14 protein-coding genes are annotated in these 12,551 nt (G+C 65.2%); 11 read left to right on the top strand and 3 right to left on the bottom strand.

The genetic code is table 11. The annotated features are described in order from the left end of the window. The first annotated feature begins 154 nt into the window (after positions 1-154). From AC3G7M_RS01095 to AC3G7M_RS01070, 6 genes are all read left to right on the top strand, one after another. A complete protein-coding gene (locus tag AC3G7M_RS01095) occupies positions 155-1,186 on the top strand; it encodes an ABC transporter permease (RefSeq protein ID WP_489213904.1) in 1,032 nt (343 codons plus the stop codon). A gap of 5 nt (positions 1,187-1,191) precedes the next feature. After that, a complete protein-coding gene (locus tag AC3G7M_RS01090; protein WP_489213903.1) occupies positions 1,192-2,166 on the top strand; it encodes an ABC transporter permease in 975 nt (324 codons plus the stop codon). Positions 2,167-2,170: 4 nt separating this feature from the next. Next, positions 2,171-3,202 carry an ABC transporter ATP-binding protein gene (locus AC3G7M_RS01085; protein WP_489216129.1) on the top strand — a complete coding sequence of 344 codons (1,032 nt, stop codon included), beginning with the start codon at positions 2,171-2,173 and terminating at the stop codon, positions 3,200-3,202. Between the two features lie 5 nt (positions 3,203-3,207). Next, entirely contained in the window at positions 3,208-4,200 is a 993-nt protein-coding gene (locus tag AC3G7M_RS01080) for an ABC transporter ATP-binding protein (RefSeq protein ID WP_489216127.1), read from the top strand. Continuing rightward, positions 4,193-5,059: a heme-dependent oxidative N-demethylase family protein gene (locus AC3G7M_RS01075; RefSeq protein WP_489213902.1), complete on the top strand. Its 867-nt coding sequence runs from the start codon at positions 4,193-4,195 to the stop codon at positions 5,057-5,059. Before AC3G7M_RS01080 ends, AC3G7M_RS01075 begins: the two co-directional genes overlap by 8 nt. Positions 5,060-5,186: 127 nt before the next feature. Further along, positions 5,187-5,489 (top strand): putative quinol monooxygenase, encoded by a 303-nt coding sequence (locus AC3G7M_RS01070; RefSeq protein ID WP_489213901.1) that lies wholly within the window; start codon positions 5,187-5,189, stop codon positions 5,487-5,489. 7 nt (positions 5,490-5,496) lie between these two features. Here AC3G7M_RS01070 and AC3G7M_RS01065 read toward each other — a convergent pair whose 3' ends face one another. The 3 genes from AC3G7M_RS01065 to AC3G7M_RS01055 are packed head-to-tail and all read right to left on the bottom strand — an operon-like array spanning position 5,497 to position 8,426. Next, entirely contained in the window at positions 5,497-6,000 is a 504-nt protein-coding gene (locus tag AC3G7M_RS01065) for a CinA family protein (RefSeq protein WP_489213900.1), read from the bottom strand. A 12-nt stretch (positions 6,001-6,012) separates the two neighbouring features. Beyond that, positions 6,013-6,468 carry a phosphatidylglycerophosphatase A family protein gene (locus tag AC3G7M_RS01060; RefSeq protein WP_489213899.1) on the bottom strand — a complete coding sequence of 152 codons (456 nt, stop codon included), beginning with the start codon at positions 6,466-6,468 and terminating at the stop codon, positions 6,013-6,015. Beyond that, positions 6,468-8,426, bottom strand: coding sequence for a lytic transglycosylase domain-containing protein (locus AC3G7M_RS01055; RefSeq protein ID WP_489213898.1), 1,959 nt, complete (start codon positions 8,424-8,426; stop codon positions 6,468-6,470). Before AC3G7M_RS01055 ends, AC3G7M_RS01060 begins: the two co-directional genes overlap by 1 nt. A 218-nt stretch (positions 8,427-8,644) precedes the next feature. Between AC3G7M_RS01055 and dapA the strand changes: the two genes are divergently transcribed. From dapA to AC3G7M_RS01030, 5 genes are read left to right on the top strand one after another with little or no spacing between them, the layout of a single operon-like run. Beyond that, positions 8,645-9,523: a 4-hydroxy-tetrahydrodipicolinate synthase gene (gene dapA, locus AC3G7M_RS01050; RefSeq protein WP_489213897.1), complete on the top strand. Its 879-nt coding sequence runs from the start codon at positions 8,645-8,647 to the stop codon at positions 9,521-9,523. A gap of 1 nt (position 9,524) precedes the next feature. Then, positions 9,525-10,019, top strand: a complete 495-nt coding sequence (gene smpB, locus AC3G7M_RS01045) for an SsrA-binding protein SmpB (protein ID WP_489213896.1) — start codon at positions 9,525-9,527, stop codon at positions 10,017-10,019. After that, complete coding sequence (locus AC3G7M_RS01040) at positions 10,016-10,657, top strand: phosphatase PAP2 family protein (protein ID WP_489213895.1); 642 nt, start codon at positions 10,016-10,018, stop codon at positions 10,655-10,657. The genes smpB and AC3G7M_RS01040 overlap by 4 nt, the downstream gene beginning before the upstream one ends. Next, positions 10,654-11,832: a bifunctional diaminohydroxyphosphoribosylaminopyrimidine deaminase/5-amino-6-(5-phosphoribosylamino)uracil reductase RibD gene (gene ribD, locus AC3G7M_RS01035; RefSeq protein ID WP_489213894.1), complete on the top strand. Its 1,179-nt coding sequence runs from the start codon at positions 10,654-10,656 to the stop codon at positions 11,830-11,832. Before AC3G7M_RS01040 ends, ribD begins: the two co-directional genes overlap by 4 nt. Next, a complete protein-coding gene (locus tag AC3G7M_RS01030) occupies positions 11,829-12,527 on the top strand; it encodes a GTP cyclohydrolase II (RefSeq protein ID WP_489213893.1) in 699 nt (232 codons plus the stop codon). Before ribD ends, AC3G7M_RS01030 begins: the two co-directional genes overlap by 4 nt. The last annotated feature ends 24 nt before the right edge of the window (positions 12,528-12,551 follow it).

Here is a 12,551-nt window from a genome sequence, read left to right as displayed (position 1 = left end):
CCTATCGCGACTATGGCATCCACGCTTGGATGTTCAGGCAGAAGGTGGGGCGGCATCATGCCGCCTCACGTTCTTCGGCCGTTTTCGGCCAGCCCCATGAGGCTCCATAGAATGTATGTTTTGAATGTCTCTCGACCTGAGCGGGCAATGAGCAATGTCTGACGCAGCGACCACCACTTTGCCTAAGATAGCCGCTGACAAGCCCGAAGGTCCGTGGCGCGTCGCGCTGCGCAAGCTCATGCGTGACCGCACGGCGGTGGGCGCGATCATCGTTCTGCTGGTGATCATCCTGGCCTGTTGCGCGGCACCCTTTTATGCTCAGCATATTTCGCAAACCGATCCCTTCCAGTCGAATCTGGACGGCCAGATCACCATCGGCGGCAATTCGGTCGATATCATGCAGGCCGATACCGCAGGGCTCGGCCTGGGCGTGACGCCGATCGGGCCGACCTGGCAGGGCCAGTATTTCTTCGGCGCCGATAATCAGGGCCGCGATGTCGCCGCCCGCATGTTCTATGGCGGCCGCAACTCGCTCATCATTTCCTTCGCGGCGACGGTCGTGACGCTGGTCTTCGCTGCGATCGTCGGCACCGTCGCGGGCTTTCTCGGCGGCTGGGTCGATACCGTGCTCGCCCGTCTGCTGGACGTGCTGTGGGCATTTCCGATCTACCTGCTCGCGATCTCGCTTTCGATCGTCTTTATCAGCAAGGGCATCCAGATCGGCCCCTTCACCATCGCCTCGAACAGCCTGATCCTGCCGATCATGATCATCGGCATCGTCTACGTGCCCTATGTGGCGCGACCCATTCGCGGCCAGGTTCTGTCACTCACGCGGAGCGATTTCGTGCTCGCCGCACGCTGCCTCGGTGTGCCGTCAGGGCGCATTCTGCTCCGCGACATCCTGCCCAATGTCACGACCACGCTCATCGTCTTCGCGCCCCTCATGATGGCCTTGAACATGCTGACGGAATCGGCACTGTCCTTCCTGTCCATCGGCGTGCAGCCGCCCAATGCCAGCTGGGGCACGATCATTCTGGACGGTGAGGATCTGCTCTATACCCAGCCCATGGTCGCTCTTGCGCCGGGTCTGGCGATCGTCATTACCGTGCTGGCTCTCAACTTTTTGGGTGACGGCGTGCGCGATGCCTTCGACCCGCGCGCCAAGCTGCGCGTGCGGAAGGATTAAGGCCCATGCTCCTTCCGATTCTTCGCCGTCTGACGGAAATGCTGTTCGTGATGTTCGGCATCAGTATCGTTGTCTTCCTCATCTTCTTCGCGACACCGGGGGCTGATCCTTCGGCCCGCATCGCCGGCCGCAATGCGACGCCGGAAGTGCTGGCGCAGGTCCGCCACTCCTTCGGCTTCGATCAGCCGCTGCCGGTGCAATACGGGAAGGTGATGGAGAAGCTCTTCATCTCCCGCGATCTCACCTCCTTCGTCAATCGGGGCGAGCGCGTCATCCCGGCTGTGGTCGAGGCGACACCCGTGACGCTGTCGCTCGTATTTGGCGCCGCCGTGATCTGGGTTATCTTCGCCATCATCATGGGCATGGTGGCGGCCGCCACCCGTGGCGGCATTCCGGACCGGCTGCTGATGTTCCTGGGACTGGTCGGGATTTCGATGCCGGTCTTCTGGGTCGGCTCGGTCGCCAACCTCATCACACAGTCGCGCTTCCACAATACCTGGCTGTTCCACTGGGTGCCGGGCCTGGGCTACACGCCGCTGACCCAGCATCCGATGCTATGGTTCAAAAGCCTGGTCATTCCCTGGATAACCCTCGCGATCCTCTATATCGGCCTCTATGGCCGCGTGCTGCGCGCCAATCTGGTGGAAGCCTATCAGGAGGATTTCATTCGCACCGCGCGGGCCAAGGGCCTGTCGGAATCGCGGATCATGTTCCGCCACGCGCTGCGCACCTCGCTCATCACCTTCGTCTCGATGTTCGGCCTGGATTTCGGCGCGCTGGTCGGTGGCGGCGCGCTGCTGACGGAAGTGGTCTTCAACCTGCCCGGCGTCGGGCGTCTTACCTATCTCGCTCTGCAAAGCCTGGACCTGCCCTTCATCATGGCGACCGTCATGTATTCCTCCTTCTTCGTCGTCGTCGCCAATGCGGTGGTCGACATCGCCTATGCCTGGCTTGACCCGAGAGTGCGCGATGCCCGCTGATCCCATGGCCACCGACACCGCAGGCCTCCTGCTCGACGTGCAGGATCTGTCTGTCTCCTTCCGTTCCGAGCGCGGCATCATCCGCATTCTGGAGAATGTCTCCTTCAATGTGCGCGAGCGGGAAATACTCTCGATCGTCGGCGAATCAGGCTCGGGCAAAAGCATGACATCGCTTGCCGTCATGCGGCTGATCACCGATCCCAACGCCATCATCACCGGGTCCATCCGCTACAAGGGCCGTGACCTGCTGGCGCTGAGCCCGCGCGAGATGCGTGACCTGCGCGGACGTGAGATCGCGATGATCTTCCAGGACCCGATGACGGCAATGACGCCGGTCTATACCATCGGATGGCAGATCGAGGAGCAGTTGCGCGCGCATCAAAAGCTGTCGCGCCGTGCCGCCCGCGCCCGCGCGGTCGAGATGCTGGGAGAGATGGGGATTCCCGCCCCCGCCAAGGCCGCCGGCCGCTATCCACATCAGCTTTCGGGCGGCCTTCGCCAGCGCGCGATGATCGCCATGGCGCTGTCCTGCAACCCGTCCCTGCTTATCGCCGATGAGCCGACAACCGCGCTCGATGTCACCGTGCAGGCGCAGATCCTGGAACTCATTCAGCGGCTGCGTGCGGATTTCGGGTCCAGCGTCATGTTGATTACGCATGATATGGGCGTCGTCGCCACCGTCTCAGACCGTGTGATGGTCATGTATGCGGGCATCATCGCCGAACGCGGGCCGAAGCCTGCGGTGCTTGGGCAACCCACCCATCCCTATACGCTTGGCCTGCTGCATTCCATTCCGCCGATGCATGGGGTGCGGCCACACCGTCTGCCCTCCATTCCTGGCAGTCCGCCCGCGCCCATGGGCCGGCCTGCTGGCTGCCCCTTCCAGCCGCGCTGCGAATTCCGCATGGATGTCTGCGCCACGCGTCCGCCGCTGTTCCGCAATGGATCGCAGGAAGCCTCCTGCTGGGTGGCCGAGAAGGGCATGCCGGATTGGGCGCATGAGCGCGCCATCCGCGGACCAGGAGAAGCCGCATGAGCACCATGAAGCCCATGCTGCAGGCTGCCAGCATTTCCAAGACCTTCACAGTCGGCAGCCGCTTCCGTGCCGGCGGCATCCAGCATGTGCAAGCGCTGAGCGATGTCTCGGTCGAGGTCTATCCCGGCGAGGTCCTGGGTCTTGTCGGCGAATCCGGCTGCGGCAAATCTACGCTCGGCCGCTGCCTGCTGCGCCTTTATGACGTGACTGACGGGCGGATCGTCTTCAACGGCCAGGACATCACGCATCTGAGCCAGCGTGAGTTGCGGCCGCTGCGCGCCGATATGCAGATGGTCTTCCAGGACCCCTATTCCTCGCTCAATCCACGCCGGCGTGTCGGCGATCTGATCGCCGAGCCGCTGCGCGTTCATGGCAAGGGGTCCGAGCGGGACATCCAGGACCGGCTCCGGGAGCTGATGGAGATGGTCAATTGCTCCCCGGAATTCCTCACGCGCTTTCCGCACGAGTTCTCGGGCGGGCAGCGTCAGCGCATCGGTATCGCCCGGGCCATCGCCCTGTCGCCAAGCCTGATCGTGGCGGATGAACCGGTCTCGGCGCTCGACGTCTCGGTGCAGGCGCAGATCGTCAATCTGTTCATGGACCTGCAGGACAAGCTCGGCCTGACCTATGTCTTTATTGCCCATGACCTTAGTGTCGTCCGCCAGATCGCGACCCGCACGGCGGTGATGTATCTCGGCAGCATCGTGGAACTGGGCGAGACGGATCGGGTTCTGCACCGGCCGGCACATCCCTATACGGCCGCGTTGATCTCGGCCGTGCCCGAGCCCGATCCGCATGGCAATATCAAGGCGCGGACGATTTTGCGCGGGGAGCCGCCGAGCCCGACCAATCCGCCGCCGGGCTGCCGCTTCCACACCCGCTGCCCGATCGCGCAGGATGTCTGCAAGACCGAGATTCCCCGGCTGCGTCCGCTCGGCGACAATCGTTCGGTCGCCTGCCACTTCCCGCTGGAAGGGTCCGCCGCCGGCCATGCCTGACGCCTTCCTGCCGCCACCGGTTCTGCATCTGCCCTATCAGGGCGGACCGCACAAAATGGTCATGGGCCTGACGGCGGTTCAGGATGCTGACTGGCTGGAATGGGATTCCCGCGTGCCCGCCCAGCGGGCCGAGCGTGCCCAACTGCTCGCCGCACGGCGCGCAGACGTGCTGGCCGATACGCCAGGATCGGAGGGGGCCATGGCCGAACTCCGGCAGGTTCTAGCGGACTGGCTGGCAGTGCATCGCTCCGGCAGCGTGCCGGGCTGGGATGCGGCCGAGCATCCCTTGGCGACCATCTGCTCCTGGGTCGCCGAGGATTTCTGCCTCATGCGGCTGACCGACGACGGACCGGTGCTGATTGCGGCGATCCTCTGCTTCCCCAGCCGCTGGCGGCTGTCGGAAAAGATCGGCCGCCCCATGAAGGCGATCCATACGACGGTGCCAGGCTATGGTGAGACGCTGCAGCGGCCGGTCGATCGTTTCATGGGCGCGCTCAAGCCCGGCCGGCTCGCTGTGCGCTTCAACTGGTCCATCCATGAGGATGCGGCGCTCTATCAGCCGACCGGCCATGGGGTGACGGGTCATGACGCCAGCATCACGGCACAGAATGCCGGGCAGACCTTGTGGCTGCGAGTGGAGCGGCAGACCTTTCGTGTTCTCCCGGAAAGCGGCGTTCTTGCCTTCGGCATCGGCACGCATGTGACGCCGCTCGCCGATGTAGTGGCATTGGCGGGCGAGGCCGAAAAACTCGCCTCCGCCATTCGCGGCCTGCCGCCTGAGATGGAGCGCTACAAAAGCCTGCGCCCCTATCGGCAGGCTTTGCTCGACTATTTGGACGCAAACGCGGCGACCGGCTGACGCGGCCTGTTCCGGCCCTGCCGCGACGAGCCATGTCCAGGTGGCGGTTTCCAATTCTCCGGCGGCGCGGCATAAATCGGCATCGTTTGGGGTGGCTCTTTACCCCGCCACCCGTCGAGGACAAGCCATGATTCACATAATCGCCGTGCTGACCGCCAAGATCGGCCATCGGGCTTCGCTGCTCGCGGCCTTCCAATCGATCGTGCCCGAGGTCCGCGCTGAGCCCGGCTGCATCGAATATCAGCCGGTCATCGACCTCGCTTATTCACCGGTGAAATTCGGCGCCGATACGCTGGTGGTGATCGAGAAGTGGCAGGATCAGGCGGCGCTCGACGCCCATAATCAGGCACCGGCGCTGACCTCCTTCCTGGACAAGGCGAAGCACCTCATCGCCCAGGCCGATGTGCATATCCTGCAAGATGCGCCCTAACCTCTGATCAAACGAAGCGGCGCCCGTCGTCGAGGGCGCGCCGCAGCAGACCGATCGCATGGCGGACCGTGGCCAAGCGCACTGCCGTGCGGTCGCCCGGAAAGATACGCGATTCAGCCGTGATGCCGGCGGCCGAGGCGAGGCCGAACCAGACCAGGCCGACCGGCTTTTCAACGGTGCCGCCGCCGGGGCCGGCAACGCCCGTCACGGCAATCCCGAGATCCACCGCGGCGGTGGCCCGCGCACCCTCCGCCATGGCGCGCGCCACCGGCTCGCTGACGGCGCCATGAGTTGCGATCAATTCGGCCGGCACGCCCAGCATCCGCGTCTTGGCGGCGTTGGAATAGGTCACGGCCCCGCCGTCCACCACGTCTGAGGAGCCGCCGATGGCCGTGAGCAGCCCGGCGATGAGCCCGCCGGTGCAGCTTTCCGCCGTGGTGATGTGCCAGCCGCGCGCGCGGGCGGTCCCCAGCAGCGCTTCAGCCTCCGCCAGCAGATCATTCGGGAACATGGGCCAAGCTCCTCAGCCGAATAAATCAGGGTGCCACAGCAGGACCAGACGGATCAGTATGCCGCCGATGACGCCCGCGATGACGTCATCCAGCATGATTCCAGTCGGTGTATGAATGCGGTCTGCCCAGCCGATAGGGCCCGGCTTGAGGATATCGAGCAGACGAAACAATGCGAAGGCGACGGCAGCACCAATCCAGGTGACGTGCAGAAGTCCGGCCAGCGTCAGCCACTGGCCTGCGACCTCGTCAATCACCACCCAGCCGGGATCGTCCTTTGCTTCCGCCAAGCGGATGGCCGCAATGCCGCCGACCGTCGCGACGATGGCGAGTGCAAGCAAAATCCAGTGCCCGGCAAAAGCCAGGATCGCGCAACCAGCGCCCATGGCCACAAGCGAGCCAGCAGTGCCGGGCGCCCAGGGAAAAAAGCCGACGCCCCCGGCGCTGGCGAGCAGACGGCTGGCCCGCATCAATGCAGCCATTGCTGCAGCGGATAGGGAACGGCCACGCCTTCCTTCGCGCGATAGATGGCGATGCCCTCGGTCACGCGCTGCACGTAATTGCGGGTCTCATCGAAGGGGATAAGCTCGATCCAATCCAGCACATCCGGCCCACCCGGCACACGGAAATCACCATTCTGGGCCAGCCACTGGTCCACGCGATTGGGGCCGGCATTGTAGCTGGCAATCGACAGCGGCAGGCAGTTGTCGAAGCGCTGCATCAAAGTGGCGAAATAGGCGTTTCCGAGAGTCATGTTGACGTCGGGCGCGGTCGTTAGCTGCCAGGGTGAGACGGTGCTGCCCTGTTGTTTCGCCACCAGCCGCGCGGTCGCGGGCATCAGCTGCATCAGGCCGAGCGCGCCGGCAGGGCTCACCGCACCGATATCGAAACTGCTTTCCTGGCGTATGAGACCGAGAGTGACGGCGGGTTCGATCCCGGCATTGCTTTGCGGCTGGAAGGGGATTGGCCAGCCGGCATTGAGCAGCATGGTGCCATGCAGGCCAGCGACGCGCGCCAGGCCGATGCCGGCATTCGGAATCTGGAAGCCCATGGCCAGCTGGGCCGCCATGGCGTAATCCGCCGGGTCAGGTGCGATGGCCACGACGTCGAGCAGAAAGTTATAGGCGCGCCCCGGCTCGTTCCAGGCTACCAGCAGAGCCGCGGCACGCGCCGTCTCCCGCCCGGCGAAGCCCAGCGCGTCCGCCCCATTCCAGGCAGGTTCGGGTGCCGCCAGAATGCGGGCATTGAGCGTCGCCGGATTGTCGCCCAGGGCAAGGGCCGCGATCTGGCCGTAGAAAGTCGTGGGATAGGCCGCCGCCAGCTTGTATTCGGCTGCCGCCTGCATGGTGCTGCCCTGGGCGGCCAGGGTCCGGCCCAGCCAGTAATGGGCGCGGGATTGGGTGATGGCGGCGGCAGACAGTGTCGTCAGCTTGCGGAAAAACGGCTCCGCCTTAGTGGCGTCATGCAAAACGCGCAGTGCGATGAACCCTGCCAGAAACTGCTGGTCGGCTGCATCCGCGGCGGCGCTGGGCTGGATCAACTTCACCAGCGTGTAGGCGTCCTGACCGTCATTGTCCGAGATCAGGTTGCGGGCCAGATAGGCGGCCTCATGCCATAGGGCATGCTGCTGCACGGCGTCGCCCGCCTGAAAGGCGGCATAGCCATGGCTGGTCCAAAAGGGCAGGGCCACGGGGTCGCCCGCGTTTTTCCGCAAATAGCGCGCACCGGCCAGGAACAGCCCGGGATTTTCCTGATCAGGCTCGGGGAGTGCCTGGAGCGCAGTCGCGGCATCGGGCTGCGCGGTATTGAGCGCGACCCAGGTCGACGCGGCTGTCTGCCGGTCAGCGGGTAGGCGGCTGATCTGGGCACCGGCGGCAGGCGACGCGATGCGCGCCAGCGCCACAAAACGCGCCCATTCGTCGTCCGGCTGCAGCAGGCTGCCCCATTGGCTGAGGAAGGCCGAGATATCACCCGGATCGGTGATGCCTGTTCCGGTCCAGGCGGCGCGGACGGCTTTCGTGGCATCGGCGCTGTCATTCGCGGTCTGGAAGGCGGTCGCACAGCGGAGCAGCGCCTGGGCGCTGCTGGGCAATTGGGCCTGGCATTGCGCGAGCGCTGTTGTCTGATCGGGTTCCGCGGCCAGCGCCTGCTCCCAGCGCGTTTCCAGAAGCGCCTGCTGCGGCCAGTCTGGATTGGCGCTCATGAAGGCGCGGATTTCGGGCGCGCTCGCCTGTCCGCGCGTCAGCAGCCGGTAATAGGTGACGAGTTTGACCGCGACCGGGTCGGCATATTGCCCTGCCATGGCATTGGCCTGATCCCAGTTATGGGCGGCGACGGCATCCATCGGCGTCTGCACGCCCTGAGCGGATGCCGTGGAGATCTGGAGCGCGAGCAGGCTGGCGCAGCCCAATAGGGGAAGAAGACGCATGAAAAGCCCGCGGACCCTCGTTCTATAAATCCATCATTGCGCATGTACAGCCCTTCGCAAAGGGAGGACGGCGGCCGCAGCGCATGACGCTTTGGCCATCTGCCACCAGCGCATGTCCCAGGCGAGCGGTGTGCGGCTTGCGATGCCGCCCTGCCGGTCCTACTTTCCCGCCCAATTCCGTCTCCACCGTCAAGCCGTGCTCAGTCGAGGATACCGCCATGTTCAAGGGCTCGCTCGTTGCCCTCATTACGCCCATGCAGGCTGACGGCGCCATCGACGAGAAAGCGCTTGAGCGCTTCGTCAATTGGCAGATCGGCGAGGGCACGCATGGTCTGGTGCCGGTGGGCACGACCGGCGAGTCTCCCACGCTGAGCCATGAAGAGCATCGCCGCGTGGTCGAGATCACCATCGCGGCTGCCGGTGGCCGTGTGCCGGTGATCGCGGGTGCGGGCTCGAACAGCACGGAGGAGGCGGTGAGCCTCGCGCGGCACGCCAAAAGCGCCGGCGCCGATGCGGTGCTGGTGGTGACGCCCTATTACAACAAGCCGACCCAGGAAGGGCTCTATCTCCATTTCACGGCCATCGCCGAGAAGGCCGATATCCCGGTGGTGATCTACAACATCCCCGGCCGTAGCGTGGTCGATATGAGTGTGGAGACCATGGCCCGCCTGGCGAAGCACCCGAACATCGTGGGCGTGAAGGATGCCACCGCCAATCTGACCCGCCCGCTCCATACGCGCCGCGCCATCGGGCCCGATTTCTGCCAGCTGTCGGGCGAGGATCACACCGCGCTGGCCCATCTCGTGGCGGGCGGCGTCGGCTGCATTTCCGTCTCAGCCAATGTGGCGCCGCGGCTGATTGCCGAGATGCATAATGCCTGGATCAGGGGGGATATGGCTGAGGCGATCGCCCTTCAGCATCGCCTCGTGCCGCTGCATGACGCGATGTTCGTCGAGACAAATCCCGGCCCCGTGAAATACGCGGCGCATCTGCTGGGCTTTGGCACGCCCGATTGCCGCCTGCCGCTGGCGCCTGTCAGTGAGGCGACGCGCAATCAGGTGCGGGCCGCCCTGGTCGAGGTTGGTCTCCTCAACTGACATGGCCGAACCCAAAGAATCGAAATCAAAAACTGGCCTGATCTCCCACGGCATTGCCTCGCAAAACCGTAAGGCGCGCTTCGACTATTCTATCAAGGAGACGGTCGAGGCCGGCCTTGTGCTGAAAGGCGCGGAGGTGAAGTCGCTCCGCCATGGCCGCGCGACCTTGACCGAGGCCTGGGCCGGCGAGCGCGACGGCGAGCTGTGGCTGTTCAACGCCTATATCCCCGAATATCAGGCCGGCGTCCTGTCGCGATTCGAGCCGCGCGCGCCACGCAAGCTGCTGCTCAAGCACAAGCAGATCAATCAGCTTGCGGCCTCGGTCGCCCGCAACGGCATCACGCTGGTGCCGCTGCAGATCCATTTCAACGATCGTGGGGTTGCCAAGGTTCTGCTGGGCCTCGGCGAAGGCCGCCAAAAAGCCGACAAGCGTCATGCGGTCGCCGCGCGTGACTGGCAGCGGGACAAGGCGCGGTTGATGCGCAACAAGGGATGAGGCGCGGACTGAGTGGGGGCCTGGGCCTCTTGCTCGTCCTGCTGTGCCTGACCCTTTTCAGCATCCTGGTGATCGACAGGCCGCTGGCCTTTCTTATGCACCGGCTGTTTCACCACAGCCCATGGTTTCTGGGCCTGGCGGCTATCGGGCAGATCCCGCTCAGCTTTGCGACGCCAGGCCTGGTCCTTGCGGCCATTGCCGGCTGGTGGGGCTGGCGGCCCCAGGCGCGAGGCTGGACCTGGGTGGCGATGGCTTTGGCCGCGACCATCGCCAGTGCCCTCAAGGACCTGCTGAAGGAGGCTTTCGGCCGCACCTGGCCAGAGACCTGGTCGCACGGCAATCCATCCCTGATCCATGATGGCGTCGACGGCTTCTTCCCCTTCCATGGCGGCGAAGGCTGGTCGTCCTTCCCGTCCGGCCATACGGCCGCGATTGCGGCGGTCGCCGGCGTGCTGTGGTGGCGCTTGCCCGACCTCCGCTGGCTCTGGGGGCTTTTGGTGGGTTTGACCGCATTCGGTCTCGTCGCCGGCAATATCCATTTCCTGGGCGACGTCATGGCCGGTGGCCTGCTGGGCTTCCTCTGCGGACGCGGCACCCTTGCGCTTCCCTTCCCGACAGAGGATCGTCCGCCGCCATGAGCGAATGGACCACACTCGATCGGCGGATGATGATGGCCGCCCTTACCCTGGCGCGCGGCGCGCTGGGCACAACGGCGCCCAATCCGGCGGTCGGCTGCGTCATTGCTCAGGGTGAGCGCATTGTGGGTCATGGTACGACCCAGCCCGGCGGCCGCCCCCATGCCGAAGTCATGGCGCTGCGTGAGGCGGGCAGCGCGGCCCAGGGAGCGACCGCCTATGTCACGCTCGAACCCTGTTCCCATCATGGTCGCACCCCGCCTTGCGCGGATGCGCTGATCGAAGCGGGCATCGCCCGCGTCGTCATCGCCTTCGCGCATGATCCAGATCCGCGCGTCCAAGGCCGTGGTACCGCGCGTCTGCGGGCGGCCGGCATTGCCGTCCAGACCGGATTGATGGAGCGGGATGCCCAGGCTGTCGTCGCCGGTTTCGTCAAAGCCGTCACCCATGGTCTGCCCTGGGTGACCGTCAAACTCGGCGTCACGCTGGACGGCTGTATCGCGACGCGGGGTGGTGAAAGCCGCTGGATCACCGGCCCCGGCGCGCGTCAGGTCGTGCAGCGGATGCGGGCCGAGCATGATGCCATTCTCGTCGGCATCGGCACCGTTCTGGCCGATGATCCTGGTTTGCGGAGTGCGCTGCCGGGGCTTGAGGATCGGCCCCGCTGGCGGGTGGTCGCCGATAGCGGGCTGCGCACGCCTTTGGATGCCCAGCTTGTCCGTCATGCCGCCACTCATCCGCTGATCCTGCTGGCAGCAAGCGATGCCGACCCCGAGCGGGCGCAGGCCTTGCAGGCAGCAGGTGCTGCGGTGCTGAGGGTGCCGCGCGCCGCCGATGGTCGGCTGGACCTTGCGGCCGGGCTGCGCGCGCTGAAAGAGGTGGGTCTCACCACCATCCTGAACGAGGGCGGCAGCCAGATAGCCGGGGCGCTGCTGCGGGCCGGCTTGGTCGATCGCCTCGCCTGGCATCGCGCGCCGATCCTGCTCGGCGACAGCGGCCTGCCCGCCCTTCAAGGCCTCGGCATCGAAAGGCTGGCAGACGCAATTCGCCTGAGACTTTTAGCGCGTCAGGAGTATGAAGATGACGTGCTAGAAACGTATGATGTGATTTCGCCCGCTTTGCGTCGTGAAATAATCCCTGAAAGTCCGCCTGCCGTGTCGCCTGGAAACTTCCTATGACGCATCTGACGCCCATTTCCCGGCCGGGCGAGCCGATGCTGGATTGCACGGCGCGCACGCCCGTGACTATTCCGCTCGGGCCCGCCGGAATTCCGGCTGAATTCGTGGGTTTCGACGGGCTGGACGGGCTGGAGCACGTCGCCATCCGCTTTGCCGGCCGTAACCCTGACCTGAGCCGTCCCCTTCTGGTGCGCCTGCATTCCGAATGTCTGACCGGGGATATCTTTTCCTCCGCCCGCTGCGATTGCGGGGAACAGCTGCATGAGGCGATCGGCCTATTGGCGGAGGAGGGCGGCATCCTGCTCTATCTGCGCCAGGAAGGCCGCGGCATCGGCCTTTATGCCAAGCTCGACGCCTATCGGCTGCAGGACCAGGGCATCGATACCTATGAAGCCAATCGCTGGCTCAACCTGCCCGAGGATGCCCGCAATTATACGATCGGCGCGCGCATGCTGCAGGCCCTGGGCGTCAACCGCATTCGTCTCCTGACCAATAACCCGGACAAGGTGGCGCAGCTCACGGCCGCGGGGATCGACGTGGCCGAGGTGCGTCGCACGGGCGTTTTCGTGACCGTCGCGAACCGCGCCTATCTGGAGGCGAAGATTCGCCATCGCCATCTGCTGGACCCGCTGGCCGTGGTGGCGGCCGCAGCCGCGGCGGAGAAGGGCATGGGTACCACCGCGTCCGAGGAATAGTCTCGGGCGCAAACAGCCAATGCA

It is taken from the genome of Acidisoma sibiricum (assembly GCF_057837225.1).
Note: the sequence above shows the minus strand (reverse complement) of the source record. Positions and strands in the feature narration are given on the sequence as shown.

What these genes read in the sequence shown, in the direction of transcription:
- AC3G7M_RS01095 (WP_489213904.1), top strand. Translation starts at nt 155, where the DNA reads ATGTCTGACGCAGCGACCACCACTTTGCCTAAGATAGCCGCTGACAAG.
- AC3G7M_RS01090 (WP_489213903.1), top strand. Translation starts at nt 1,192, where the DNA reads ATGCTCCTTCCGATTCTTCGCCGTCTGACGGAAATGCTGTTCGTGATG.
- AC3G7M_RS01085 (WP_489216129.1), top strand. Translation starts at nt 2,171, where the DNA reads ATGGCCACCGACACCGCAGGCCTCCTGCTCGACGTGCAGGATCTGTCT.
- AC3G7M_RS01080 (WP_489216127.1), top strand. Translation starts at nt 3,208, where the DNA reads ATGAAGCCCATGCTGCAGGCTGCCAGCATTTCCAAGACCTTCACAGTC.
- AC3G7M_RS01075 (WP_489213902.1), top strand. Translation starts at nt 4,193, where the DNA reads ATGCCTGACGCCTTCCTGCCGCCACCGGTTCTGCATCTGCCCTATCAG.
- AC3G7M_RS01070 (WP_489213901.1), top strand. Translation starts at nt 5,187, where the DNA reads ATGATTCACATAATCGCCGTGCTGACCGCCAAGATCGGCCATCGGGCT.
- AC3G7M_RS01065 (WP_489213900.1), bottom strand. Translation starts at nt 6,000, where the DNA reads ATGTTCCCGAATGATCTGCTGGCGGAGGCTGAAGCGCTGCTGGGGACC.
- AC3G7M_RS01060 (WP_489213899.1), bottom strand. Translation starts at nt 6,468, where the DNA reads ATGCGGGCCAGCCGTCTGCTCGCCAGCGCCGGGGGCGTCGGCTTTTTT.
- AC3G7M_RS01055 (WP_489213898.1), bottom strand. Translation starts at nt 8,426, where the DNA reads ATGCGTCTTCTTCCCCTATTGGGCTGCGCCAGCCTGCTCGCGCTCCAG.
- dapA (WP_489213897.1), top strand. Translation starts at nt 8,645, where the DNA reads ATGTTCAAGGGCTCGCTCGTTGCCCTCATTACGCCCATGCAGGCTGAC.
- smpB (WP_489213896.1), top strand. Translation starts at nt 9,525, where the DNA reads ATGGCCGAACCCAAAGAATCGAAATCAAAAACTGGCCTGATCTCCCAC.
- AC3G7M_RS01040 (WP_489213895.1), top strand. Translation starts at nt 10,016, where the DNA reads ATGAGGCGCGGACTGAGTGGGGGCCTGGGCCTCTTGCTCGTCCTGCTG.
- ribD (WP_489213894.1), top strand. Translation starts at nt 10,654, where the DNA reads ATGAGCGAATGGACCACACTCGATCGGCGGATGATGATGGCCGCCCTT.
- AC3G7M_RS01030 (WP_489213893.1), top strand. Translation starts at nt 11,829, where the DNA reads ATGACGCATCTGACGCCCATTTCCCGGCCGGGCGAGCCGATGCTGGAT.